9 protein-coding genes are annotated in these 8,728 nt (G+C 43.7%); 4 read left to right on the top strand and 5 right to left on the bottom strand.

The genetic code is table 11. The annotated features are described in order from the left end of the window. Positions 1-664 precede the first annotated feature (664 nt). Positions 665-1,873: a hypothetical protein gene (locus HY805_00765; GenBank protein MBI4822754.1), complete on the bottom strand. Its 1,209-nt coding sequence runs from the start codon at positions 1,871-1,873 to the stop codon at positions 665-667. A 720-nt stretch (positions 1,874-2,593) separates the two neighbouring features. Between HY805_00765 and HY805_00760 the strand changes: the two genes are divergently transcribed. Continuing rightward, positions 2,594-3,301, top strand: coding sequence for a tetratricopeptide repeat protein (locus tag HY805_00760; GenBank protein MBI4822753.1), 708 nt, complete (start codon positions 2,594-2,596; stop codon positions 3,299-3,301). A 1-nt stretch (position 3,302) separates the two neighbouring features. After that, positions 3,303-3,713: a cytidine deaminase gene (gene cdd, locus HY805_00755; GenBank protein MBI4822752.1), complete on the top strand. Its 411-nt coding sequence runs from the start codon at positions 3,303-3,305 to the stop codon at positions 3,711-3,713. On the opposite strand, the gene HY805_00750 is transcribed toward cdd, so the two are convergent. After that, positions 3,693-4,172: a cyclic nucleotide-binding domain-containing protein gene (locus HY805_00750; protein MBI4822751.1), complete on the bottom strand. Its 480-nt coding sequence runs from the start codon at positions 4,170-4,172 to the stop codon at positions 3,693-3,695. The genes cdd and HY805_00750 overlap by 21 nt on opposite strands. An 83-nt stretch (positions 4,173-4,255) precedes the next feature. On the opposite strand from HY805_00750, the gene HY805_00745 reads away from it, so the two are divergent. Beyond that, a complete protein-coding gene (locus HY805_00745) occupies positions 4,256-4,993 on the top strand; it encodes a hypothetical protein (protein ID MBI4822750.1) in 738 nt (245 codons plus the stop codon). A gap of 32 nt (positions 4,994-5,025) precedes the next feature. Here HY805_00745 and HY805_00740 read toward each other — a convergent pair whose 3' ends face one another. Genes HY805_00740 through folD form a run of 3 tightly spaced genes read right to left on the bottom strand, consistent with a single transcriptional unit; the run spans position 5,026 to position 7,498 of the window. Next, a complete protein-coding gene (locus tag HY805_00740; protein ID MBI4822749.1) occupies positions 5,026-5,907 on the bottom strand; it encodes a methylenetetrahydrofolate reductase in 882 nt (293 codons plus the stop codon). Then, positions 5,904-6,569 carry a methylenetetrahydrofolate reductase C-terminal domain-containing protein gene (locus HY805_00735; protein MBI4822748.1) on the bottom strand — a complete coding sequence of 222 codons (666 nt, stop codon included), beginning with the start codon at positions 6,567-6,569 and terminating at the stop codon, positions 5,904-5,906. Before HY805_00735 ends, HY805_00740 begins: the two co-directional genes overlap by 4 nt. Positions 6,570-6,589: 20 nt before the next feature. Then, the gene (gene folD, locus HY805_00730; protein MBI4822747.1) at positions 6,590-7,498 is read right to left on the bottom strand and encodes a bifunctional methylenetetrahydrofolate dehydrogenase/methenyltetrahydrofolate cyclohydrolase FolD; all 909 of its coding nucleotides are present in this window, start codon (positions 7,496-7,498) and stop codon (positions 6,590-6,592) included. Positions 7,499-8,375: 877 nt separating this feature from the next. Between folD and HY805_00725 the strand changes: the two genes are divergently transcribed. Then, positions 8,376-8,728: Rrf2 family transcriptional regulator (locus HY805_00725; protein MBI4822746.1), on the top strand; the 353-nt coding region annotated here is incomplete at its 3' end.

The raw sequence follows: 8,728 nt of genomic DNA, 5'->3' as shown, positions 1-8,728 counted from the left end.
GGCTCGCCGTGCCCGGCCGAGGCCCACGGGATGAACGGTGGAATGAAAAGGACGGGGGCCTTCTGCGAGTTCTACGAGGAGCAGGTGCGCTAGGCCCTTCGGGTGATTGCCGACGACAAGCTGGACGCCTACCTTTGGGAGGACTGGGACAGGGGCACCACGAATACATTCGACCTCAAATCCATCTGATATATCAACTACTTAACCCATATTCAGGACTCCTGTGCATCGGGTGGGGTTTCTGTCCCGCCAAAATGATAATGTCCTATACTTTTCTTCATGCCCAAGAAAAGTAACCAAAAGAATCGCACCCATGAAAATTTCGGTCTCTGACCACGCTTCATTCAGTCGGCAGAAGGTAAATTTTAGCAAACTCTGCCGATTAATCGGCATCAAACACGCTAAAATTTTTAACCCTTCAGCCTCCTTCATTACACTGAAATTTTCTAAAGGGGGCTTATTGAGGGGATTGAAAAAAGGGTTTTTCAGAGGGAAGCCAATATAATATAAATTTATGTACCTTTTGATAGGCTTTTAAAAGTTAGTGAATTAGTGAGCGAGAACATGTGTCCCTATTTCTAAATCTATCAGATTACCGCAAAAAATTGGACCAACGAAGGGGCAGATTGCATAGAGATACAAGCCGCCCCTTGATTATTACCGGCTAATGAGTTGTTTTATAAACGCCCGGAACTTCGAAGAGGTTAGTGTAGGTGTTAATGACTTGGGCTGCCCTATCGCCGGTAGGTATCCCCTTAACAACCTCACGCGTCTGCATGTCGATCACATAAAGAGCGCCGTCTGAGGCGTTCGTGGCATATGCCTTCTTGCCGTCCGCGCTGAATACGATATGCCCGACATGGTTTCCATTACCAACCGCTATGTCTTTGAGTTTCAAACCTGTCTTGGCGTCGACGATGGTAATGACATTCGAGCCATACGGGGTGAGAACAACGTAGTTGCCATCAGGCGTTAGATAAGGATGGCCCACGCCGTTTGAAGCCTTGATAGTTCTGACGACCTTCTGCTGGGTGACATCGATTACCGCAACTGTGCTGCCACCGAATTTTGGGCCGGGGCCGCGGTTACAGAAATAGAAGTACTTGCCGTCGAGCGTGAAGATGCCGTGATGTCCTTCTATGGCCTCGCCTTCCGCGGTCGGTATCTCGATTTTATTGATTTCCTTGAAAGTCGCCATATCTATTATGGAGACAGACGGCTTTATCTTGGCGGCATCGTTTCCTTCGTAGACAATCCAGACTTGCTTGTTGTCAGGCGTGGGGACAAAATAATGCGCTGGGCTATCTCCGTCTATGGTAGCCGCTACTTCCAGTGACGGAATCTTGAGAACATATGACTTCTTGTCTGCATAGTTCTGGACAAAGGCATACTTGCTGTCCCATGTAAAGGCGGAATGCATCATGAGAGGGCCTTTATGTTCCTTGTTCATATGGTCGACAGAGAAGGTTTTTATTTCCTTGTCTGTCTTTGAATCGAGCAATACGGCCTTTACCTCGCCAGTATGATTGATGAGCACATACTTGCCGTCAGGTGTGACTAATGGGTGCTTGACGTTCTTTCCCGTCTTGATATGCTGTAGGGTTTTGTGTGAAATTGCATCGATTACGGTCACCGAATCCCCGCCGTTTTCACCGACATAGATCTTCTTCAGATCAGGCGTCAGGCACGCAAGCCAGCCTGTCGGCCCGGTTTCGCAATGGCCGATGACCATGTCCTTCTGCGGGTCAACGAAGGAAAGGGTTTTCGAAGCCGCATTCGGGACAAACACCCATTTTGCCACGGCCGCATATACGAGCGTGCTCAACCCCAAAACAATTAAGGCTGTTAGCATATACCGCGAAAAGCTCTTCATAATAATCTACCTCCTTGTTTGTTTATAATAAAGATTACATTTTTTCAAAAAAAAACAACTTCAATTTCAATATAGCAGATGTTTTAATGCTGCATTTTTAGAAAGGCTTTTATAGAAAAAAGGACACATGTACTATTTCTCCGCCTTTTTCTTTTTCGGTCTTCCCGGAGACTTCAATATAAACCCCTTGCTGCCAAAGGGCCTGCCTGTCTTTTAAATTCAGAAGAGTAATGCAGTAGTTTTGACTGAGATTCTTCGGCCGATGTTTCGGCATCGGAATGACCCCTCACCCTCGCCCTCTCCCGCAAAGGGGAGAGGGGAATTAGGAGGATTTGGAAATTCAAGATTCAAGATTTAGGCATCGAAAGTGTTTCTTAAAACTAATTTTATAAACTAATTTAGAGGACTTTTCTTTTTTGGTTGTGTATATTTTTAGGACATGTTTTTAAGACATATGTCTATAGACAATATCAGATTCTTAGTGATATAGTCAGCAGTAAGCAGAGATGCTGAAATGAATTCAGCATGACGGAAAAGGGAAGGATTCCTGACAAGCAAGAATGACATTGATTAAGGAGGAGGATGGTTGAGAATTAAAGCAAAGACATTAGACCCTGAATCAACCCATGAAACAAGTTCAGGGCATGGTTCAGGGTGACAAGCCATGGAGGCATGAAGGCATCTTTACTTATTTTGAAGTTTTTGTTAACCTCATAAAATATGAAAACTTTGAGGATTGCCCTGTTGCTTCTGATATGCCTGATAATTTCAAGCTGTGTTAGCAAGGAAAAGGCAAATCAGGCTCAGGCTCATTACAGTCTCGGTTTTTCTGCCATGAACGAAGGAGATTATCAGAATGCATTCGTTAAGTTTCAGACAGCCATCAAGCTTGACTCTCGAAAAAAGGAATTTCATAATGCCCTCGGAGTCGTCTATTTTAGACTCGATAAATTCGTAGAAGCAGAGGCATCTTTCAGGAAAGCCCTCAGTAAGGATTCCGATTATTCGGAGGCATATAATAATCTCTGTTTTCTTTATTACACAAAAAAGAAGTGGGAAGATGCAATAAAAAACTGTAAAAAGGCACTTAAAAATCCCCTTTATGAGACACCTGACAAAGCATACTATGACCTCGGAAATATATACTACAGGCTGGGCATGTTTGATGAGGCAGTAGAGGCATTCAACGACGCTTTAAGGAGACAGCCAAACCGTTACACGGCATACTATGGACTTGCCCTTTCGCATAATGCAAAAGGCAATTATGGAGATGCCTCCAGTGCACTTCAAAAAGGCATCGAGCTTGACCCAAGGTTCAAATCCGACAGGACAAAGGCAGAGGCGGAATTCAAGGCTCAAAACGAAAAGACACTGGAGGAAAGCGAAAAGAAAGACTTCAAAGACCTGATAGAGATACTGAATTACTGAAGTGACAACGAAAGACATCGAACTCCTGATTAATTCCGCAGAGACCGCTATGGAAAATGCAATTGCCCCTTACTCGGGATTCAAAGTAGGTGCTTCCCTGATGACAAAAACCAAAAGGCTATACTCAGGCTCAAATATAGAAAACCCCTCTGTCATGCTAAGCACATGTGCCGAGAGGATTGCCCTCATGAAGGCACTCACCTCTAAAAAGGATACTCTTAAGGCAATTGCTATTGTCTCAAGCGATGGGGCTTATTGTTTTCCATGCGGTGCCTGTCGGCAGATGCTTTTTGAATTTGCACCTGACATATCCATTTACCTTAAATCAAAAGAGGGCATTAAGAGGTTCTCTATTCAAGAACTCCTGCCTAATCCGTTTATTCGGGGCAGGCTAAATATGGAAGCGCGATAATGCTTGTTTTTCTACCTCGGCAAGCCATTTCTCTGTGGAGAGCCACTCGTTTGTATCTCTAAGCTTCTGACAAAGGGTTAAAGCAAATGATTTATAGAGCTTGCCTTCCATGCCTTTGTTCTCTGAAAGGAGGTTATCGAATATAGATAAGGGGATTCTTATAAGCCTGCTATCCTGTTCTGCAGTAACAGTGGCAGAAGGAAGACCTTTGTCTATGAAGGACAGTTCGCCTATCAGACTGCCTTCTCCCAAGATTACAATGAGACGGCTATCCTTGGTAACCCTCACACAGCCATTCTTTATGATAAAAAGGGATTCCGAGTGTATGCCTTCCTTTACGATTGTCTCACCCTTTCTGTAATCTACCTCTTCTGAGATGGAGTTTATCTTACCAAGCTCCTCCTCATCGAGAAGACTGAACAGATCAAGATTTTTTAATATCTCTATGGATGCTTTCATACAGTTAATTTTATAAGGTTGTTATAAAAATTGCAATGGGATTTGACAAAGCAAAAGGTATTAAGTCACAATTTTAGATTAATATGAGCGATTTAGAGACAATAGAGCAGACTCTTAAGTCTGTTAACAGACAGGCAGACCCTGCAAGGTGGTCCAAGCTTATGAATATGAAAGGGGTAGCCCTGACAGAAAAGGGGCTTTATAGGGAAGCAGAATCTGCCTTTATAAGCGTACTTTATGTCGATGATGTGCCTCTTAAGTGTAAAGCGCTCATAAATTTTGCAAAGACTAATTTTTTGAAAAAAGACACCACTAAAGCCATTGAGCTTATCAACAGGGTCTTTGAGCTGGTAAAAGCTAATAAGAAGCTCCCTCTGAATCTATATTTAGGGTATGCACACCTTGTGAAAGGACAGATATCCTATGCAATGAGCAATGAAAAGCAGGCAATGGGGGATTTTATGAAAGCAGAGTTTTTTTTTGAAAGCACAAATGATATTAGAGGTGTGGGGCTTTCCTGCCTTGAGATTGCCCGTATCCACATCAAAAGCAAAAACCTCACAACCGCATGGAATTTCCTGAGAAAAGCTGAAAACTTCTTAAACAAGTTAGGCGAGGAGGAAAAACTGGGTGTTGCAGTATGTAAAGGGATTGCCCTTTACTATTCAGGCAAAGAGCAAGAGGCAATGGCATTCTTGAGAGATGAGGTATACGGTGCGAGAGAGGACTTTGGAAAGGGTCTTTATCTCATAGATGACATATTAGATGTCTATCTCGATATGCATAGCAGGATGTCACAATATCAACAGGCACTTATGTAAGGTGCCAGTCGCTAAGGTCTTAGATACTAATGTCATAGACACCCTGCCCTCCTCATTATCTCAGGCACCAAGGCTTCCATGCCAATTGCCATTATATGAACTCCGTCACATATTGCCTCTTCTTTCAACTGCCTTATATGCCTTGCAGTAATGTCCATACCTGTATCTAATGCTTTTTCCTTACCTATGGATTTAAGCTCTGCTATTAGCTCCTCTGGGACCCTGATTCCCGGGACATTTTTATTCAGGAAGTTAGCCATGCCTGCTGATTTAAGCATAACTAATCCTGCGAGGATTTTTACTGGAAACCTCCTTGCATACTTCATGAATTCCTTGAATTTCTCTATGTCATATATAGCCTGTGTCTGAAAGAACCTTGCACCTGCCCTAACCTTTTTTTCGAACTTCATAAGCTGTGGCTCAAGAGGTGTTGCCTCTGGAGTAACGACTGCTCCCTGAAGGAAATCGGTCCTGCCTTTAAGCTCATTGCCTGACATATCAACACCATTATTTAAGCCATCCACTACCTTAAGGAGTTGGACCGATTCTAAGTCATAGACTGGTTTTGCACCCTTATGGTCCCCTGCCGAGACATGGTCTCCTGTCATACAAAGAACATTTCTTATACCAAGTATATATGCTCCAAGGAGGTCTGACTGAAGCCCGATTCTGTTACGGTCCCTACAGGTCATCTGTAAAACAGGCTCAAGCCCATGCTCAAGTGCAAGCTTACACACTGACATGGAGCATATGCGCATCACAGCAGACTGGTTATCCGTAACATTCACTGCATCCACTTTCTCTTTAAGATTCTCCATGTGATGGAGCATCTCGGATATATCAGTGCCTTTTGGAGGTCCAACCTCTGCGGTTATGACAAACTTTCCTGAGCTAAGGGCAGATTTGAAGCTCATTTTTTCTTTTCCTCCCTTGTCGTATAAGCTCTTGGCTTCTGAGAGAAAGACCAGTCCTTTGGAGGAAGCACAGTCTCGCATAGCTCCTCGAGCCTGCCGATTCTTTTCATTCTTTCATAGATTCTTGCCCATGCACACTTTATATCAGGGCTTATCTCGCAGTGACCGTCTTTACAGCCTCCGCAGGGCCCATTGAGGAGCCCCTTTGGACAGGCAGTAAGCGGGCAGATTCCACCTGTTTTATCTAATATGCACTTTCCGCAAAGCGAGCACCTTTCGTCAAACATCTGAAGCCTTGTCATGTTTCCAAGGAACAGACTATCATTCGCAGGATAAACAGGCTTGTCCTCATACAGCTCAACAGCGGTCTGTGTGCCTGCTCCGCATGAAAGGACAATAATGCACTCTGCCTTGTCTATGGCATCCTTATAAGGCTTAAGCTCAACCTTTGTGCCTAAGACCTGACAGCCTGTTTTTGCAACGAATGTGCCTGTAACCTCCTTGCCCTTTTCCTTGAGGGCATCCTTCATGTCCTTTAGCTCAGGCTCTCCTCCTGTTCCGCAAAGTGTTGCACACTCAGAACAGCCAAGAAGAAAAAAGCTTTTGTAGTTTTCTACATTCTCCATCAGCTCCTGAAAATCTTTTTTCTTTGTGATTATCATTTCATTCCCCTTTTATCTGCTCATTTTATTCCTACTGCCTGCTTTGCCCCTGCTACTGTATTTTTCATGAGCATTGTAATCGTCATTGGTCCCACTCCGCCTGGCACAGGGGTTATTGCCCCTGCTATGTCCTTAGCAGTGTCAAAGTCAACATCTCCCTTAAGAATTGGCACCATCTTTCCTGTCTTTTCGCTTAATTTCTCGCCTACACGGTTAACACCCACATCTATGACGCAGGCTCCGGGCTTTATCCACTCAGACTTGACAAGGCCAGGCACGCCTGCGGCAACTATAAGAATATCTGCACGCTTACAGTGTGCCTCAAGGTTTTTTGTGCCTGTGTGAACAACTGTGACCGTGGAGTTTGCGCCTTTACCTTTCTGGATCATCATGATTGCAATGGGCTTTCCAACTATGTTTGACCTTCCAACAACAACTACCTCTGCACCAGAGGTTTCAAACCCGGAGCGCACTATCAGTTCCTGTATCCCTGCTGGTGTGCATGGCTTGAACTTTGCCTCCTCCCCTCCTATTACCAGTCTGCCTACATTAACAGGGTGGAAAGAGTCAACATCCTTATCCGGGTCCACTGCATTTAAGACCTTCTTTTCATTAATATGTTTGGGAAGTGGAAGCTGAATCAGGATTCCATGAATTGCCTTATCCTTATTGTATCTTTCAACGAGCTTAAGAAGCTCATCCTCAGAGATGTCCTCTGACTGGTTGTCCTGTATGGAGTAAAATCCTAATTCCTTTGCTGTTTTCTGCTTGCCTGTTACATAGCTGACAGAAGCCGGGTTTTCGCCTACGAGAATTGTCACAAGACCTGGCACAACTCCGTGCTTTTCCTTTAATTCCTCTACTTCTTTTTTAAGCTCCTCCCTTATCTGTAAGGCTATTTCCGTGCCACTTATGATTTTTGCCGACATTGTTGCCTCCTGAAAAAATTGTTATGTTTAAGAATAAATATTATACCATGCCTGAAAGGGATTTTCTCCTTCAACTCCTCTTTTCATTTCTCCTGCTTTAGTTTATAGGGTGGGGGGGTGTGTCTCATAACCCATTGATTTTTAACGATTCCCATGTTGATTAAGTTGATATTTATCAACCTTACCCCCTTTTTATCCGCCTCCTCACCCTTTCAAAAATCGTTGCCATCTCCTTTTTTTATAGGTTCAAATCTTTTCTTTTAAGTCTTTGTCTTTATTTGATTTTTCACTACGGATGAAATCTCTCTTCATTAAGTTTTTCTCATTTCATGGTTTTCATTTTGCTTTACCTTACAGTGTGGTGGCATACTAACCCACTGCTATAGCTTAAATCAGAAGGGGATGAAGCAGTCAAGATGAAATCCTTCACTTGAAATGTTTCACTTGAAATGTTTCACGTAAGACATTTCCACATCCCGTCATTCCCGCTTGTCAGGAATCCATCCGCTTTTTTGTCATTGCGAGGTTCCCCCTCCCCGTCATTCCCGCTTGTCGGGAATCCTTCCGACTTGTTCGGAATCGAAAGAATGATTCTGGACAAGCCAGAATGACAATCGACGAAACCGAATGCCAGCAACTCACACCCCTGAAATCTTTGCAACAACTGGAGCCTTTAGAACCATTGTTCAAAGACCAATGGTCACGGCTTCCGTTGGAAATATTCTTGTCAATGGGGAGATAAATACAGAGATGGGTTCTGGTCTTGTTTCTTGCATTAAAAGATTTCTGAATTAACAAAAATAGGACATTTCTAAATTGGCTTGACACTTCTGATACAAATACTTGACAAGTTTAGTAAAGTATTCTACACTTCAGTATGCTCAGGTTATCGACAAAGGGACAGTATGGTGTAAGGGCGATGTTTGAGATAGCAAGGGGCTATCCCCTGAAGCCTGTAAGGATAAGGGAAATATCCGAGGTGCAGGATGTCTCTGTGTCTTATCTTGAGCAGATACTGAATACCCTGAGGAAGGCAGGACTCATAAGAAGCGTTAAGGGCCCTGGGGGCGGGTATGTGCTAAGCAGAAAGCCCGATGAAATCTCTATAAGTAATATCCTTAAGGAGCTTGAAGGCCCTGTTGCCATAACATCGTGTCTTAACCCTGATGAGGGATGCAGTCGCATCGATATTTGCGTCACATATCTTCTCTGGAGGGCATTGGGAGAGAA

The sequence above is a fragment of the Nitrospirota bacterium genome, assembly GCA_016207905.1.
GTDB lineage: Bacteria > Nitrospirota > Thermodesulfovibrionia > Thermodesulfovibrionales > JdFR-86 > JACQZC01.
This window is presented reverse-complemented; position numbering and strand designations above follow the sequence as displayed.

Coding starts and splice junctions, on each gene's coding strand:
- HY805_00765 (MBI4822754.1), bottom strand. CDS start 1,873: ATGAAGAGCTTTTCGCGGTATATGCTAACAGCCTTAATTGTTTTGGGG.
- HY805_00760 (MBI4822753.1), top strand. CDS start 2,594: ATGAAAACTTTGAGGATTGCCCTGTTGCTTCTGATATGCCTGATAATT.
- HY805_00750 (MBI4822751.1), bottom strand. CDS start 4,172: ATGAAAGCATCCATAGAGATATTAAAAAATCTTGATCTGTTCAGTCTT.
- HY805_00745 (MBI4822750.1), top strand. CDS start 4,256: ATGAGCGATTTAGAGACAATAGAGCAGACTCTTAAGTCTGTTAACAGA.
- HY805_00740 (MBI4822749.1), bottom strand. CDS start 5,907: ATGAGCTTCAAATCTGCCCTTAGCTCAGGAAAGTTTGTCATAACCGCA.
- HY805_00735 (MBI4822748.1), bottom strand. CDS start 6,569: ATGATAATCACAAAGAAAAAAGATTTTCAGGAGCTGATGGAGAATGTA.
- folD (MBI4822747.1), bottom strand. CDS start 7,498: ATGTCGGCAAAAATCATAAGTGGCACGGAAATAGCCTTACAGATAAGG.